Consider the following 17,620-nt stretch of genomic DNA (forward strand, 5'->3'; position numbering starts at 1 on the left):
AATTAATTTTATTTTTTTATTATCTAACTTAACCAGTACAACATTGCGGCATAATTATCCATCATCTAAATGTTTTGCCTTTCTATTATACCGCAACTGTTTACAAAGAGTTAATAGCATATCATTTTGTTCAGGAATAGTCATTAAAAGCGATAAAGCCCATCCCCTTTGCGTATTTTTTATTCGTTGTGCAATTGCACCTATATCGAAGGCAGCGGTTGACAATCCCGAGCGCCATGCAATGCTAAGCGCATAACACCATGTTTCTGGCCAAATCGCTGGAAAAAAAGCCATGTCTGCATTTTGTTGTTTGACCAAAGCAATTGCCTCTTCCTCCTTATAAGTACCTGTAATAAACAAACGATCTGATTGCTCAAAGATACGATCATCAACCGTTCGACCAACCAAAACAAATTCCAAAGGCAGCGCCCTTTGATCCGCATCTTTGACCAACGCTTTGATAATATTAAATCCCTTTTCAATACCAATCGCACCAATGATACAGACTCTAAATCGACCTGAGTTCATGATAGGTTGTAAATATAAATCAGCCTCGGCAACTTGAGAAAAATAGGCGAGCTGTTCGATCGATAAATCAGGGCGATCATCCTCTAATTCTTGGATTTGTATCCTTTTTAATTTAGGAAAATGCTTTGAAATTCGGTCTTTCGTATCTTCAGAAGGCACAATAATCGATCGTGCTGCATTTAACTCTTTCTGTGAACGCGAGAGCCATTGTCGTATTTTAATAGGGTTTTCTTCGTCAAAGCGATCATTACCAATACATTGCTGACATACATCCATATCCTCGGGTTCACCACAATAATGTTCTTGCGGATTAATCAAAGATATTCTAGGACAAAAAGACATATAATCATGCAGATATACCTCATATTCAATTTCTAAATCTTGTAATAAATTACGAACAGCTACATGATGACCCGCAAAATGATGAACTTGTATTATTAAAATATTTATACTCTTTAAAAATTGTAATAAAATACTATATTCCGATGGCAAATTAAACACAAGATTAGGATATAGGTCTTCAATCTCAATTTTAGTTGATAGAGTTGATTTGAATTGTATTTCAATACGACACGCATCACCTAATAATGTCGGACGCAGGAATAACGCTATTCCTCCTTTTAAACGCCAATCACTGGCACGTTCCTGTACGGCTCGTTCCACACCCCCACCATAAGTATGGGTAATAAACAAACCATATTGCAAGGATTTACCGAGTTTCTCTTGCTTTCTTTCAAATTCCTTTAACCGATACAAATCGATTTGACGACGTATAATACGCAAAAAATCTCGATCAATATACGCCATGACCATTTCATCATAGTCGGGGTAAAATTTATTCAAAATAGCAATATTACGTTTTAATAATGCATTTTTATTATTTTGAAAGGAAACGCCCCCTTTGTGACCCACAAAAACATCTGCTGCTAAAACATGTCGCCAGCCTAAATGCTGAGCGCGCATGCAAAAATCATTTTCCTCGCCATATCCTTGTGCAAATAAATTCTCTCTAAACAGCCCCACTTGATGCAAACAATCATGACGAATAAACATACAAAAACCATGCGCTGTCGGCACATCAATTATTGTTTTCTTATTGATTTTTCTGACGACATTCATCAAACATGTAACGGAATTTAAGTCTGGAACAGGATTTGCTTGGTCATGATAAGGATACGAGAAAATACTAGCATCATTCGAAAAAGGCGTAACCGTTCCAATCGCCTGATCGCTATAGGCAGCATCCAGTAAACCTTTAAGCCATCCCTTTGGCACCAACGTGTCACTATTTAATAACACCACATCATACCCAGACCAAGCCATCATTCCTGTATTTACAGCACCTGGAAAGCCAAGATTTTTCAAATGATGTATCATGAAAACATTATCGTGATTGACCTGGGATTCCAGCCATTCTATTAACTCGATATCTGGCGAGCAATCATTCACAATCTGTATCTTCACTCCTTTGGGCAATGTTTTCAAAACTGATTGCACACAGGATATTGTTTCTTTTTTTCCTTTGTAAACAGGGATAATGACAACAATACCTAATCCTAGATATTCCGATATTTGAGGATAACTCCCCTTGTAATATGCAGATACTGGCAGATAATGTTCATGTTTTTTATTATTTTTCCTATATCGATTCGTTTTGCACTGTAATAATAATGGATCAATTGGACTACCAGTTAAATGCCTGCCATACGCATCCGTAAAAGAATAAGACCCTGGTGAGAATTCCTTTATATCAATAAAAAATTGCTTGGCTTTAAAAAGAGGAAATTCCAAAGTTGCTACATCGAATTCTGTTTCGGCTTGCACCTGATTACACAGAGTATTTTGCCCGTCATACACGTCAATCGTTGAAACGCGATCAGCTTCTGCTGGATACCATAACCAGCCTTTGACACAGTGATCATTACTTTCGACAAAACCTTCTGTGCGTATAATTGCTTGTAAATCAATAGGGCTGCCAACCAGTGGTTTTTCCTGTGTTTCAATGGATAGGAAAGAAAAATGCTCCCACCCCTCTGGTAGAGAAAAAAAAGGGTCTTTTGTTTCTAAAATTAAAATATCATCTAAAAATACAAAAAGCGTTTGGCGTTTTCTGTTATCAATCCACACCTGTCCCAAAGAGCCAATAACACCACAGCACCCTTCTTCTCCGCCATCCCTAACAATTTCTCTAATGGTTGACCATGAAGTCTTCGCTGGGCAATAACGAGACAATAAATATTGTATCGCTTCAATGGCTTGAGGAAATTCATTTCTGTGCACATGTATGATTGCTAATACGACCCACCCTTGATAAAAATCAAATTTTTTAATTAAAGGCATAAGCAATCGATATGCATCATTATATCGTTGCTGTTTTAAAAGCAACATCACCAAATCAAAAGTAATATTTGGATTATGTTCTGCCAATCGATGGGCACGATCCATCCAACGAACAGCTTCTACAATGTTGTTTTTATTTTGCTCATCCAGAGCACGTATAAAAGCGGATTGAGCACTTTGACGTATACGCTCAATCCCCTCTTTTTTTTTCTTAGTATATTCTAATAGTCTTTTTTTATATTGATTTGACAATGAACCACTCTTCAAAAGTTAAATTACAGGATTCATCATTTTTCAAATATTACTTTTTCTTTACAAAGAACAAACCAGGAGCAACCTCTACTTTATGGGTTGGTTTTTCTTGCGTTATTCCTTCAAAAACAGGTAATTCTTGCTCTTGAGATCCAGAAACTTCCTGAATTGTTTTAGCCTCTTTGGATTCTGGAACGAAATTAGGGTTTTCTAATCTTTTCAGATCGTTTTGAGCATCTTTTTCCCCAGCTTTCAAAGCCATTTCAAACCAATATTTTGCTTGTTTTGTATCTTGTTGTCCAGCCAAACCTTGCGCCAAATAGCGACCTAACATTAATTGAGCTTTTGAATGCCCTTTTTCGGCTGCCTTTCTGAACCAAATCTGTGCTTTTTCACGATTAGGTTCTAAATGATTACCCCCACCATAAATAGCACCCAAAGAAAACATTGCTGGGACACTGCCTTGATCTGCCGCCATTTGATAGAATTTTAAGGCCTCTTCGGCAAGGACTTGTCCATTATTAGATTTACCCTCTAATAAAATATGAGCCCATAAAACTTGTGCATCTACAATCCCTTCTTCTGCTGCAGATGATATCCAAGCATATGCCTCGTCAGGTTTTTGCTCTCCTCCGGCGCCCTCAAGCAGCATTCTGCCATACCAATATCGTGCTTGCATCACTTCTGGACAGCTTTTCCTCAGCCATTCTCTGGCTTGTTCTTCTTTTTCGATATCAAAATTAATGGTATTACTTTTCAACAAAGCCACTGCCAAATTAAACATAATCGGCTGCACGCCCTGTTCGGCACCAGGCGTTAAATACTCCTTAATAACATCATCTATTTGCAACTTACTATCGGGTAATTGAATTGCCATATCACCAAGGGTGACCGTCGCAATAACGTCCCCTTTTTTAGCTGCAAAACTCAGTAAATCTATTGCCTTATCTGTCGATTGCGGAAGACCCATTCCCCTCAGATACAATAAACCCAACGACCTTGTTGCCGTAACATGCCCACTTTCGGCTGCCACCACATACCATCGTGCCGCCTCTACATAATTAGGCGGAATATCATCATTTCCCTGACCATTCATATCAGCCAATACAACAGCCGCCTCTATATCCCCTGCCAATGCAGCCTTTCTTAGCCACGTTTCCGCTTGAATGAAATTTTGTTCTACGCCTTGACCATTTTTTAACGCAACACCATACAATGCTTGAGCCGCTCTGACACCATTTTCAGCTGCTTTTTTGTATAATTCCGCCGCACGTTTAATATCAAGAGGCACCCCTCTACCTGTTTGATACATCACCCCTAATTTGTATAATGCGGTTGCCATATCTCTTTCTGCAGCAACATTTAGAAATTTAGCAGCTTCAGCATAATCATCATCATTTTCGCCCATTCGCAATAAAAGTAATCCTTTACCCATATAACCTTGGGCGGAATCTTGTTCAATTGCTTTGTCATACCAACTTAACGCCTCAGAAACAATTTCGGAGTCTTTTGTTTCTGAAGAAAGTAAATAAGCATATAACGCTTGGGCTTCAGCCAAACCTTGTTCGGCAGCTTGTTTGACCCAATAACGTGATTTATCTAAATCAGGTTGTAAATTATCGTAATTTTCTTCTGGAGACGATTCAAAAATATTTTGCCCCGTTATTTCTTGCGCTTCTGGCACACCCCTCATATATAGCAATGCCAGCATATATGCTGAATCAATCCAGCCTGCTGTTGCTGCGGTTTCATGCCACAAAGCCGCTTCACTAAGGTTTAAAAGAACCCCATGTGCATTTAAGTAACACATCCCCAACCAATATTGTGCCTCAGGAGACTGCATTGACGCAGCTTGAGAAAATTGGTTAAAAGCTGTTTCATAATCTTCATCTTCATATGATTTCTTAGCCTTTTCCAATATTTTCTCAATTTTTTTAGATTGACGACTTTCACCGCCTATTCTAAACAATCTGCGCATTTTAAACTCCTGTAAATTCAACAGTAAATACTCAATTATTACTGAGGATCACGCATACCATTGGTTAATTGGGGAACAATACCATTCATCAAATACTGCGCAACAGTTCTTTTACCAACATGGATATCAGCAGAAACAATTAATCCTGGTGTTGGATGAAAAAAGTTAGGAACGTTGTGTAATGTATATTTTTCAATTTTTAAACGCGCTCTGAAAAAAGGTTTATCCCTAAAGGTTATAGGTGCAGCCCCCAATCGGTTTGTTTCTTGTGTCATATCACCTGGTTGGAAAACGTCAGCACTAATATTTGTCAGGACTGCTTCGGCACCACCATATTGAGTATATGGAAAAGTATTAAACTTAATTTTTGCCTTATCTCCCAGCTTCAAATAACCAATCTCGTCACCAGAAACAACAGCCTCAACTTCTAACCCCGTGCCAACTGGAACAAGAGTCATAAAAGGAACACCAGCATTTAATACCGAACCAACAGACCCTTTGGTAATAGATAAAACAACAGAATCCTTTTCAGCTCTTAGTAATACTTTATTTTTACGCAAGAGTGCCTTCTTGTAGTCGCCATCATCACGTGCATATTGTTTAATGGCGATATTCAATTCTTTAAAGATCGTCCCTTTCCAATTCTCAATATATGCCTTACGATCTGATTGTAAGGATTCAATACGCTTGACCGTTGCATTTGCTGTTTGTTGCGCTGTTATCAATCGATTTTCAACATCCATCAACGTATCTTGTGAACCCAATGTGGATAATCTGCTACCGACTTCTTCTTTTTGTAATTTTTGACGCATTTGGTGAACATCAGTAGCCACTTTCACACGACCTCGTAACACTGCAATACTCGCAATAGCATTTTTTAACTGAGCTTGTTGTTCAGCAATTTTTTGATCAAAACCATCAACCTTTGCGTCATATTCCAACTTACGTTTCAGAAATAAATTTCCTTGTTCAACAGAATATAAATCTGATGGGTCAACGGTATAAGTTTTTTCATCTGCCTCTGCGCGTAAACGATCATATTCTGCTTTATCAGCACCAACTTGAACTTTTAAATTGTCTAGATCTGCGTCCGATAATGTTGGATCAAGATGGGCAACAACCTGTCCTTTAGCAACAAAATCACCTTCTTTAACATCAATTGATTTAATAATACTTTGTTCCAAAGGCTGTACTAACAAGGGCGTTTCTGTAGAAATTAACCGACCGTCTGCCGACACCACTTTATCAAGTGGAAAAAAGCACATTCCTAAAAATGAAAAAAGCGCCAAACCACCAATCAACCATGTAATATATTGGGCAGAAGCTGTTGGAGGCATATTAATCGCTGCAGAAGTCGGAGAATGAAATTCCAACAATGCAATAGGCATATCGGCCTGGAAACTATCATCAGAATCTGCCTCAGGCAAATAATACCCATCTGGCACATGTTCATCATCATTCTGACCGTCGGCGACCTCAGATGCTTTTACACCTTTCTCGGTCAACTGCCGATTTTCTTTAGATAGAATTGCGTTATCTGTATCGTTTTTTCCATCAGGTTGAGCGCCTTTTGGTAATTGATCATGTTTATTATCATCAACCATCATTACATTCCTTCAGGCACGAAACCATCGCCGCTTTGTTTTTCTTTGCTAGATTTCTCTTGTGTATGCCGATTTTGTTGCAACCATAAAGTACGATAGATTTCGCAACTTTCCAATAACTCTTCATGATTACCAATTGACTGCATTACCCCTTGATCTAACACTAAAATTTTATCACAATTTACTAGGGAAGAAAGTCGATGCGAAACAATAACCATTGTACGCCCAGTTGCAATACGCTCTAAGTTCGCATTAACCAAAGCTTCGCTTTCTGGGTCCAATGCTGACGTTGCTTCATCCAAAATCATGAATTTAGGGTCTAGAATAACAGAACGTGCAATAGCCAATCGTTGACGTTGTCCACCAGAAATATTAGTAGACCCCTCTTCAATAAAGGTATCATAGCCTGCAGGCATACGCTCAATAAACTCTTCGGCTCCTGCTAAACGTGCGGCACGAATAACATCATCCATTGTTAACCCTGGACGACCTGCTGTAATATTATCTTTGATCGTTCCTCTAAATAAGAAGTTATCTTGTAACACCACACCAAAAGAACGTCTTAAATGTGTCAAGTTAATCTCACGCAGATCGACACCATCTAACCGTAAAAAACCTGTATATTCACGACTGACACCTTGCAACAAACGGGTAATTGTTGATTTACCAGAACCACTTCGTCCAACCAACCCTAACATTGTTCCGGCAGGAATAGAGAAACTTAAATCTTTTAACGCGCGACTACTGCCCCCAGGATATGTAAAATTGACATTTTCGAATGATAAAGCTCCAACAATTTTAGGACGTAATCCCGTTGTTAATGCTTTAGTTTCTGTAGGATTATTTAAAATTTCACCTGCTTGACCAAGAGACGTATTTACCTCTGTAATGGATGAAGTCAATTTCGCCATACCAACTAATGGCGTGGCAACTCGCCCTCCTAACATCATAAATGCCACAACCACACCTGCATCAATTCCAGATGTAGGATTTGTGATTGCTAAAAACGCACCGATCAAAATAATACCACGGTTAATGAAGAAATCCAGTGGCATCACCAATGTTTCTGGCCAGTTTTGTATACGAGAAGTTGATAAACGCCACTTAGAAACAACGGCAATAACCTCATCCCATTCACGTCGACGTGCAGGTTCCAATGCCAATGTTTTAACCGTTCTAATTCCAGCCACAGTCTCATACATCATTGACGCCCGTGTCATTTCAGCTTCAATACGGTTACTAAATCGCTTAGTGATAGCCGGCAGGAATAAAATGACAATAAGACCAATCAAACCGGCAGCTGCAACCGTCAACCACGCCAAAGTAGGGCTGATATAGAATAAAAACGGCAAAATCACGACCAACGTAAACAAATCCAAAAACGTCGTCAGCAATTTACCTGTAATAAAATCCCTAACCATATAGATTTGGGATACCTTCCCAACAATACGACCGGCTTGTTGACGTTCGAAAAATTCCAATGGCAGTGCCAACAAACGATTGTAAGTATGAATAGAAATACGAGAATCTAGCCTCGTAGCTAAAACAGCGGTTAATTCACGACGCGCATAGCTAATTAAAACTTCATAAAAAGATAAAATAATCAACAAGCCCGAAATCGAAATCAGTGTTGCAGTTGAATGAAAGGCAATGACTCGGTTAACAACCTGCATCACAATAAAAGCTGGGAAAATTTGTAAAATACTGATAATCATCGAAGCAAAGCTGATATCACGTAATAGCATACGTTCACGTAACACCATCTTGGCAAGCCACGTAAAGTTAATAACAGCATCACCCTCAGAAAGATTCCGGTTGGCTTTGACCAACAACACATCCCCTGTCCACGCTTGGCGCAATCGCAGTTCATCAACCGCAATCGGGGCATCTGTTTCTTTTCCAAGAGGATCCCTTAGAAAGACAACCCGTTTCTTTGGGTTAACCCCAACCATTAATCCCGCAGAACCATCCTTGAACATTAACACGACAGGCGGAGAATTATACAAACGAATCAAATAGCGCCACTTTAAACGCATACCTTTTGCAACCAAGCCCTGACTATTGAGCCAACGAGCAAGAGTTGCTGGAGAAGGAGATGATTCGTCTGGTTGCGTAGCAAGATCCCGAATATCAAGATCAACACCATGATATTTTGCGGCTGCTATTACGGCACGAATACGGATCATCATCGGAGAAAGGCGCTCAGTTTTTTCAGACGCACCGTCTTTATTTTGCCCCGATCCTGACTGAAGGGGAGTGTTTAATGGTTGATCCACGGATCATCTTTCATCAAAAATCTCTACAATACTAAAACTCAATGCTTATTGGATATTGAATTACCTAGACTATTACTCTTAGATGACTCTTTTCCAAAGAAACACAACGGAACATATCAATAATTTGTTAATAATTCAACCATTTCAGATATTCTTAAAAATTAAGTATTTTAAAAAACGAAATATTGTAAATTATTTACCTTATAATATTAAGTCAAAATGGAGATGATAAAATAATTTTATATACAAAACAATATTATTTTATATTAATCTTTTTAATTTTATATCTTGTCATGATAAAGTAGTATTTAAATTGAAAAAACTTAACTTACAAACTTCAATCAAACATCTTCACTCTTTATCTTAACCGATCATTAGGCTTTTTTTATTTATGTCTGGACAAAGTAAACTTCTCGAAAAACTTCAACAACAAATCCTGCTATGTGATGGTGGCATGGGTTCGATCGTTCAAATGCTTGACCTTGATATCCAAAAAGATTTTTGGGGCAAGGAAAATTGTACCGAAGTCCTAAACTTATCCAGACCCGACCTTGTTCGCGATATCCATCGGCAATATTTCGAAGCAGGCGCAGATATGGTGGAAACCAATTCCTTTGGCGGATCCACGATTACCCTTAGCGAATTTGACCTTCAAGACCAAACCTATGAAATCAACAAACGTGCTGCTGAAATTGCCCATGAAGCAGCGAATCTATTCAAAGATGGCAAGGAACGTTTTGTTGTTGGCTCTATTGGTCCAGGAACGCGCCTGCCCTCGCTTGGTAATGTTGCTTATGATCCATTGGAAGCTGCGATTGCAGAACAATGCCGTGGATTGATAGATGGCGGTGTTCACGGGTTTCTTATTGAAACATGTCAAGATCCACTGCAAATCAAAGCCGCTGTAAATGCTGCTAAGCTCGCACAACGCGAAGCTAAAATATCCTTGCCTATATTCGTGCAAGTCACCATTGAAACCACAGGAACCTTGTTGGTTGGCAGCGATATTGCCGCAGCTGCAACCATTATTGATGCGCTTGACGTGGATATGATGGGAATGAATTGCGGAACAGGTCCTCGCGAAATGGCCGAAGCAATCAAATGGCTGTCACAATATTGGCCTCGCCTGATCTCTATGCAGCCTAATGCTGGCTTGCCTGAATTATTGGACGGCAAGACCCATTATCCTTTATCCCCCGAAGAAATGGGACATTGGATGGCACGATATATTGAGGAACAAAAAATCAATATGCTGGGCGGATGTTGTGGGACAAACCCTAATCATATCGCTGCGATGGACAAAGTATTACGTGAAAGAGCGCAAAAAGAAGGTTCTGCGGATCGTCCTAAAACCATTCCACGCACGCATATTGCAGTACCTTCTGTTGCTAGCTTGTTCTCCTCTGTGCCTTTACGTCAAGAAAACAGTCTCTTTTCTATTGGTGAGCGTTGTAATGCTAATGGTTCCAAAAAATGGCGTGACTTACAAGCGGAACAGGATTGGGATGGATGCGTTACGATTGGACGTGAGCAGTTAAAAGAAGGCTCAAATGCACTTGATGTATGTATGGCGTTTGTAGGACGTGACGAAATTGCAGAAATGGGAGAAATTATCCCACGCTTTACCTCGTCTATTAATGCACCTTTGGTTATCGACTCTACGGGTACTGATGTTATTGAAGCCTGTTTGAAGTTACATGGCGGAAAGCCTATTATTAACTCCATCAATTTCGAGGATGGCGAAGAGATTGCTGCCGAACGCATGGTATTGGCAAAAAAATTCGGTGCTGCCGTGGTTGCATTAACTATCGATGAAGTCGGCATGGCAAAAACGCCCGAGGATAAATTACGCATTGCTTCACGTTTGGTTGAATTTGCATGTGATCGTTATGGGTTACCTCAATCAGATTTAATGATCGATCCCCTCACCTTTACTATTGCAACTGGCGTTGAGGATGATCGAAAACTGGGTTTATGGACTTTGGAAGGCATCAAAGCCATCCATGATAAATTCCCAGATATTCAAATTGTGCTTGGACTGTCTAATATTTCCTTTGGACTAAATCCTGCAGCTCGTGCAGTATTAAACTCTGTCTTCTTATATCATGCCCAACAAGCTGGCATGACTTCGGCGATTATTCACGTTTCAAAAATCCGCCCCATGCATCTAATTGACAAAGAAGAAGTCAAAGTCATGGAGGATTTAATTTTTGACCGCAGGACAGCTGACTATGATCCTTTAAAGAAAGTCTTAGAAATCTTTGCAGATCGTAAGGCTTCTCAGGCAGCAGCACGCCCCGTTGCTACGACAATCGAAGAACAACTGCATGATCGTATCGTTGATGGCAACCGTAAAGGGCTAGAAGAAGATTTAAACAAGGCAATGGAAAAATATGAGCCTTTGGAAATCATCAACACCTTACTCCTAAGTGGAATGAAAACGGTTGGCGAGCTGTTTGGTTCTGGTAAAATGCAGTTGCCTTTCGTTTTACAATCCGCTGAAACCATGAAAGCTGCGGTTTCTTTCCTTGAACCTTTTATGGAAAAAACCAGCGATGATACCAAAGGCACCATGGTTCTAGCGACTGTTAAGGGTGATGTGCATGATATTGGCAAAAATTTAGTTGATATTATCCTTAGCAATAATGGCTTTAACGTTGTTAATTTAGGGATTAAAGTGCCTGTTGCGGATATGATTGTGGCTGCCAAAGAACATAAAGCCGATGCGATCGGTATGTCAGGGCTATTGGTCAAATCCACCGTTATTATGCGTGAAAACCTTGAAGAAATGGCAGAACACGGTTTGGATATTCCCGTATTATTAGGTGGTGCTGCCTTGACCCGTGCTTATGTCGAAGAAGATTGCTCCGAGGCTTATAGTAAAAATAATGGTTTGGTTGCCTATGCTCGAGATGCGTTTGATGGGCTAACCTTGATGGAAAAAATTGCTGCGAAAGATCTAGACAATTATATCGCAGCACAAAAAATCAAAAATAAACGTCCCAAACGTAATGCTAAAAAAGAGAAAATTGAAGCTATTCCTTTAACCAAAGCAGAAGCCACTCAACGACGCAAAGAAATGGCACCTACTGAAGATGTCCCTACTCCACCTTTTTGGGGCGTAAAGAAATTAGAAGCCAAAATGAAAGCGATTTTGCCTTTTCTTAATGAGCGTTCTTTGTATCAACTCCAGTGGGGTATGAAAAAGCAAGGAAAAACATTGGAAGAGTTCCTTGAAAATGCCAAGACTGAGTTACGCCCAATCTTACATCGTTTAATTGAAGAGTGTGAAAAAGAAAATATTTTGCAACCCCAAGCTCTTTACGGTTATTGGAAGGCTGCTGCTTGTGGCGAAGATTTGATTTTATTTGATGAAGATGGTCAAACAGAACTTTGCCGTTTTGCATTACCCAGACAGCCTGGTGCCAATCGTTTTTGTTTGACTGATTTCGTTCATGATATTGATGATCCCGTGCGTGATGTCGTGGGGTTACAAGTTGTTACCGTAGGTCAACAAGCATCTGATACAACCCGTGTATGGTTCGAGGATAATCGCTATCAAGATTATCTGTATCTACATGGATTATCCGTTGAAATGACAGAAGCTATGGCAGAATACACACACCAACGCATGCGCTCTGAATTAGGATATATGGGGGAAGATGATCCCGATATGAACCAATTATTAATGCAGGGCTATCGTGGATCACGCTATTCTTTTGGGTATCCAGCTTGTCCCAATTTAGAAGATCAAAAACATATCTTAAAGCTATTAAAAGCCGAACAATTGGGTATTTCTCTATCTGATGAATGGCAATTACATCCAGAACAATCCACGTCTGCACTGGTGTTATTCCATCCAAAAGCAAAATATTTTATCGTCTAGTAAAAATGAAATAATTTAAACGATTTTCTCAAGCGATTTAAATTCAAAATATATTTACAGCCATTTTTAAAATTAAATCTAGTTGTAAATATATCATACTAGTAAATTATTACTTTTAAAACAAATGATTATATCCACATAATAATACGTATCGTACCTATATAATCAAATAACTGGTATCTTTAAAAACAATACCTGTATTAAATAATACAAAATGATACTTAAATATATAACAAAAAGTAATAACTTAAGGGGTATATTATGATTATTTATGAGGGCAAAGAACTATTTCTGCATCATCATGAAGGTAATACAGACTATATTATAATCTCATTTTTAGGAGCCCACGAAACTAATATAGCAAAAGAAACCTTTTTTCTTAAGCCTATTGTAGAGAAATATAATATATCTTGTTTAGGGATTACTCCTAAAGTAGATAATTATTATCTACATTCTGATATGCATGAAATTATTTCTTTGTGTAATGATATTACTAAAAATTACAAAAAAATTATTCTTATTGGTCAGTCTGTGGCAGGCTATGCCGTAATAAAATACTCTAAACAACTAAATGCCGATGTTGTATTAGCCTTAGCACCAAGAGCGACGCTTGATCAAGAAATATGTACAGTAACAGACGAAACGGTAAAAATAGCATCAGCACTTACCCCTGAGCAAGTTAAAGAGACAACAATTAAAAAAGATGATTTGCAAGGGGAAATATTTATTGTATACGACCCCTTAAGTCGTTCACATTGGTTAGATAAAGAACATATTGGTTTATTAAAAGAACAAATCCCTCATGTAAATTTCATCGTTACTTATTTTACAGAACACCTCATCATTTTTCATCTACTAGGATCACAAGTATTTAAATCTATTATTGATTCTTTAGTTTCTGGAAATAAGCAAAATATTGTTCAAACTATCAACTACGTACGACGGCATCATATCACAAACATTGAATCCAAAGTTCTTTTGTTAACTGAAAAATATCCATATCTTATCTACAAAATGTTGACGAGCCAGTCCATGTCAAAGGTTAGAAATAACCACAGATTATTTAATAATAATACATTAATTTTAAAATTATGTTTCTGTTTAACAAATAAAGGATATCAACAAGAAAGCTCACAACTCTTACAAAGCATTTTTATTTCAAAAACTGGTAATTTGGAAAACTTCTTTAAACCAAATCAACAATTACGATGCCTGAATCCTTATCCATATCTTATAAGTTTCCATGGTAACTTCTTGGTTTATAATTACAACACAAATAAAGTCGAAACAGCTATTAATCTTGATGAAAAACCTAACTGCGCGCCTATTCAGCTTTATAATCAAAATGGTAGAATAAAACTTGTATGTATCCATCATGGTTATCTGTTTGAGCTAGAATATTACGATAATATGTCTTTTAATTTAACTAGCCTTACAAATGATCCTATACCCAATCAGATCAAATTAACATTTTCTGGTTACATGATATTTATCCATACTTCTGACAAAAAGCACTATATAGGGGTCAATGCTAATGGAAGTATACATTACGCAACAAAGCCACAAGGTTGGGAATCTTTTACTGCCATTCCAGCCATTTACTCTTCAGAAAATACAAAGCAACATAGTTTATCTTTTAATGTGAATAATCATAATATCACCATATCTATTCAATAGAATATAAATATAACTCAAAACCTACGATATAAATTTTGCTGATTGGGCTACAAAATCTGGTCAAATTTTACTATCGAGATAAGATGACGATAACGAATTTGCCTCAATAAATTGCCATGATGAATAATAGCCCAAACCCACATTTTTTAACAATATCAATTTATTATATAATCGTATTAACATATTCTGATACTTGCAATAAATACAAAAAAACATATGAATATTGCTGCCACTATCAGTGGATGTCCATTGCAAAATATATAATTGCATTATATCAAAATTTAATGGTATAATACTTGCGTTTTTGAATGCCGTTTTATTTTTAAAGCATTTCTATTAATCGCTATTTACCATATTTTTATTTTATCTCGCATTATATATCCTCTCAAAAGTTATTATCACTCTTTTATTTAAGTGAGGTTTATCATTGAATCTTGTTAATATCATTGATCTTGCCGGTAGTGTCGCCTTGTTATTATGGGGTGTGCATATGGTCCAAACAGGCGTACAGCGCGCTTTTGGTGCAAGGCTCAATCTCATTTTATCGAAAACATTACGAAACAAAATTCAAGCTTTCTTTGCAGGTTTGGGCATTACTGCCGTTTTGCAATCATCCACAGCAACGGGATTAATGATTACCAGCTTTGCTGCGAACGGAGTGATTGGGCTTCCTTCTGCCTTAGCAGTGATGCTAGGGGCAAATGTTGGAACAACTTTGATTGTTCAACTTTTATCGTTTGATGTCTCTCGTATCGCCCCATTATTCGTTCTAATTGGGGTGATGATGTTCAGACGATGGATGAATGCCGTGCGTGATTTGGGCAGATCATTCATTGGATTGGGATTGATTTTGATCTCTTTGCATCAATTCTTGGAAATCCTACAGCCTTATACCAACCAGCCTTCTTTGCGGATGATGCTGGGAAGCATCGCTGACATGCCATTCATTTCGGTGTTAATTGCGCTAGTTTTAACATGGATTATGCATTCCTCTGTTGCTGTGGTTCTATTAATTGCTTCCTTTGCATCGCACAATGTCATCTCACCAGAGACTGCTTTTGCAATGGTTATTGGTTCCAACATAGGAACCGCGTTGAACCCAGTGCTTGAAGGTGCTGGCAAAGATACCGTATCCAAACGCCTGCCTGTTGGTAACTTATTAAACCGTTTGATTGGTGCAGCGATCTGTCTGTTATTCCTGACACAAATAACCCATTGGCTGATTTATTATTATCCTGACATGAACAGATCGGTTGCCAATTTTCATACGTTTTTTAACATTGTTACAGCGGCTGTATTCTTACCCTTTTTGACCCCATATGCAGAGTTCCTGAAACGCATTATGCCACGTCCAAAAGAAGAAAAAACAGAGGATCCATCCAAACCAATATATCTTGATAAATTAGCAATTAAACAATCCCCTATACTTGCAATTAGCAATGCGATCAGAGAATCTTTGCGTCTATGTGACTCCTTAGAAAAAATGCTCTATGGGGTGGATAACACCTTAAAAAGCAAAACCCCTCAAATCGCTATTGAAGCACGAAGAGTAGACATTATTTTGGATAAATTAAGCAATTCCATCCAAAGTTATGTCACAGCACTGGATCCTGAATCTTTAAACTGCCATGAGTTAACACAAACGGAACGTATATTGACTTTTTGTACTCAAATCGCCAATGCCAGTGATGTCTTAGATCGCAATGTCTTACCCACAGTTCATAAAATGGCTAAACAGCGGATTATATTGCCTGATGAAATGATGCAGCCGTTAAAAGATATGTTAAAACGGATGCACAAAAACTTGCGGATTGCTGCGATTTTGCTGATGAATGAAGATGAAACCATTGCCAGAAAACTTGCTGAGGAAAAAGATATTTTCAGAGAAACTGAGAATCAAGCCAACTCTATTTATTACCGCCGCTTGCGCGAGGAAAACACCAACAAAAAAACACAGATACTTTATGGTTCATTTATGTTGGAACTTGCGCGTGATTTAAAACGCACCAATACACATATCGTCGCATCAGCAGCTTATCCAGTGTTAGATCAATCGGGATTGTTGTTACCCAGTCGTCTACAACCTGAGGATGATGCAAATTTATCTGTAGACAAGGAGTTATCCAAAAGTGAAGATAATGAATAATGATCTATTCACAGCTTCACATCATTTTATAGTTACAATTTCTTAACATATCTACTCTCATGACCTCTAGTCCACCGCAGAAGAAACGCCATATGATATACTATCCTATGCCAACTGGAAAAAGCACTGCACAAACCATTATCCTTGCCAATGGTGATTTCCCTTGCCATCCTGTTCCCGTATCTATTTTACAGTATAATCAAGATAGGCTCGTCTGTTGTGATGGGGCTGCTAACCATTTATTTGATCATCATCTTACTGCACAGACCATTATCGGGGACGGCGATTCTTTATCATCTGAAAATCAGGCAAAATATCAAGATCAGTTTGTAAAGATATCAGAACAAAACACCAATGATCTGACCAAAGCCGTTCTGTTTTGCCAAAGTAAATCCATTCAATCTTTGATTATTTTGGGCGCAACAGGGAAAAGAGAAGATCATACCATTGCCAATATTGCCTTGTTAGTGGATTATTTATCAATAATTGAAACTGTCACAATGATTACTGACTTTGGTGTTTTCAATGCTATTCGACAATCGTCAAATTTTGAAAGCTATTCTGGACAACAAGTCTCTTTATTCAGCCCTTCCCCTACCCCGATTACCACAAAGAACTTGAAGTATCCTTTGGATAAACAAAGCCATACCTATTGGTGGCAAGGGACGTTAAACGAATCTTTGACGAACGAATTTATAATTGAAGTTAATGAGGCCTTGATCGTTTATCGAGCATTTCAAGAATAATTAACGCTCGTACAAAAAATAGCAAAATATTTTTTACCAAGATTTGATTTTAAAACAATTATCCCTATCTATCATTCATCGAGCAAAATAACGATCAGGCAAATAACCAAGTTCTAGATATAACGAAAATAATTTATAACTATCTATTGATATAAAGACAGTGTTTAATTATGAATATGTTTTACAC

8 protein-coding genes are annotated in these 17,620 nt (G+C 38.1%); 4 read left to right on the plus strand and 4 right to left on the minus strand.

Annotated features, from left to right (window positions below; genetic code table 11):
* Positions 1–54: 54 nt before the first annotated feature.
* Genes QJV33_RS01620 through QJV33_RS01635 form a run of 4 tightly spaced genes read right to left on the minus strand, consistent with a single transcriptional unit; the run spans position 55 to position 8,978 of the window.
* Complete coding sequence (locus tag QJV33_RS01620; protein WP_281461676.1) at positions 55–3,120, minus strand: glycosyltransferase; 3,066 nt, start codon at positions 3,118–3,120, stop codon at positions 55–57.
* Between the two features lie 49 nt (positions 3,121–3,169).
* Complete coding sequence (locus tag QJV33_RS01625) at positions 3,170–5,098, minus strand: SEL1-like repeat protein (RefSeq protein ID WP_281461677.1); 1,929 nt, start codon at positions 5,096–5,098, stop codon at positions 3,170–3,172.
* Between the two features lie 38 nt (positions 5,099–5,136).
* A complete protein-coding gene (locus QJV33_RS01630; protein ID WP_281461678.1) occupies positions 5,137–6,705 on the minus strand; it encodes an HlyD family type I secretion periplasmic adaptor subunit in 1,569 nt (522 codons plus the stop codon).
* The gene (locus QJV33_RS01635; RefSeq protein ID WP_408869645.1) at positions 6,705–8,978 is read right to left on the minus strand and encodes a peptidase domain-containing ABC transporter; all 2,274 of its coding nucleotides are present in this window, start codon (positions 8,976–8,978) and stop codon (positions 6,705–6,707) included. The genes QJV33_RS01630 and QJV33_RS01635 overlap by 1 nt, the downstream gene beginning before the upstream one ends.
* Positions 8,979–9,369: 391 nt before the next feature.
* On the opposite strand from QJV33_RS01635, the gene metH reads away from it, so the two are divergent.
* The 4 genes from metH to QJV33_RS01655 all read left to right on the plus strand — a co-directional run bounded on the left by metH (position 9,370) and on the right by QJV33_RS01655 (position 17,433).
* Entirely contained in the window at positions 9,370–12,864 is a 3,495-nt protein-coding gene (gene metH / locus QJV33_RS01640) for a methionine synthase (protein WP_281461679.1), read from the plus strand.
* Between the two features lie 261 nt (positions 12,865–13,125).
* A complete protein-coding gene (locus QJV33_RS01645; RefSeq protein WP_281461680.1) occupies positions 13,126–14,541 on the plus strand; it encodes a hypothetical protein in 1,416 nt (471 codons plus the stop codon).
* Between the two features lie 427 nt (positions 14,542–14,968).
* The gene (locus QJV33_RS01650) at positions 14,969–16,687 is read left to right on the plus strand and encodes a Na/Pi cotransporter family protein (protein ID WP_281461681.1); all 1,719 of its coding nucleotides are present in this window, start codon (positions 14,969–14,971) and stop codon (positions 16,685–16,687) included.
* Between the two features lie 59 nt (positions 16,688–16,746).
* Positions 16,747–17,433, plus strand: coding sequence for a thiamine diphosphokinase (locus QJV33_RS01655; RefSeq protein WP_281461682.1), 687 nt, complete (start codon positions 16,747–16,749; stop codon positions 17,431–17,433).
* Positions 17,434–17,620: the final 187 nt, after the last annotated feature.

The organism is Commensalibacter nepenthis, assembly GCF_029953305.1.
Taxonomy (GTDB): domain Bacteria; phylum Pseudomonadota; class Alphaproteobacteria; order Acetobacterales; family Acetobacteraceae; genus Commensalibacter; species Commensalibacter nepenthis.

Bases quoted from the DNA above. Each gene is read 5' to 3' on its own strand.
- QJV33_RS01625 (WP_281461677.1), bottom strand. From the start codon at position 5,098: ATGCGCAGATTGTTTAGAATAGGCGGTGAAAGTCGTCAATCTAAAAAA.
- QJV33_RS01630 (WP_281461678.1), bottom strand. From the start codon at position 6,705: ATGATGGTTGATGATAATAAACATGATCAATTACCAAAAGGCGCTCAA.
- metH (WP_281461679.1), top strand. From the start codon at position 9,370: ATGTCTGGACAAAGTAAACTTCTCGAAAAACTTCAACAACAAATCCTG.
- QJV33_RS01645 (WP_281461680.1), top strand. From the start codon at position 13,126: ATGATTATTTATGAGGGCAAAGAACTATTTCTGCATCATCATGAAGGT.
- QJV33_RS01655 (WP_281461682.1), top strand. From the start codon at position 16,747: ATGACCTCTAGTCCACCGCAGAAGAAACGCCATATGATATACTATCCT.